Here is a 556-nt window from a genome sequence, read left to right as displayed (position 1 = left end):
TGGGGGCAGATCAAGCAGCCTTTCATCGGGGCTTGAGGGAGGGGGCGGCGCTCTGCGGGGAGATCTCCCGTTCGCGGAAGTAGCGCTCCAGCACGCGCGGGTCGGCCGAGCGCTCGGCCAGGGCCACGTAGGTGTCCGGGCGCAGCAGGTAGAAGGCGTTGCGCGCCAGCCCCGCGGCGGCATGGGCCGGGCGCCAGTCGAAGGTGCGCAACGGCACCTGGTGCGCGGTGCACCAGTCGCGCAGGGCGTCACTGGTGACGCCGTAGACATGCACCTGCCAGCCCAGGTACTCCAGGCTGTCGAAGTTGTCGTGTTCACCATCGCGCACCCAGGGCAGGCGGTCGCCGCCGTGCACCGGGCCGACGCCGCCGGCGCTCAGGGGCATGCCGCGGTAGTTCAGGGTGATCTGCGACACGGTACGGAAGAGAAACTCCCGGGCGCTGTCGAAGGCGGCGATCTTCGGCAGCAGCAGGGGCGCCAGTCGGGTGCGCGCCAGGTAGGCCACCGGGCCGTCGGCGGTGGCGAAGCTGAATACCCGGTCGGTGGTGGCCACCAG

Annotated in this window: 1 pseudogene; it reads right to left on the bottom strand. The window is 71.2% G+C overall.

What is annotated here, in order from left to right:
• Positions 1-22: 22 nt before the first annotated feature.
• Positions 23-556 (bottom strand): annotated as a pseudogene (locus F6S12_RS32745) (FAD-dependent oxidoreductase); the annotation flags it as partial.

Origin of the sequence: Pseudomonas sp. JV245A (genome assembly GCF_032424515.1) — a bacterium.
In the GTDB taxonomy this organism is placed as follows: Bacteria; Pseudomonadota; Gammaproteobacteria; order Pseudomonadales; family Pseudomonadaceae; genus Aquipseudomonas; species Aquipseudomonas protegens.
This window is presented reverse-complemented; position numbering and strand designations above follow the sequence as displayed.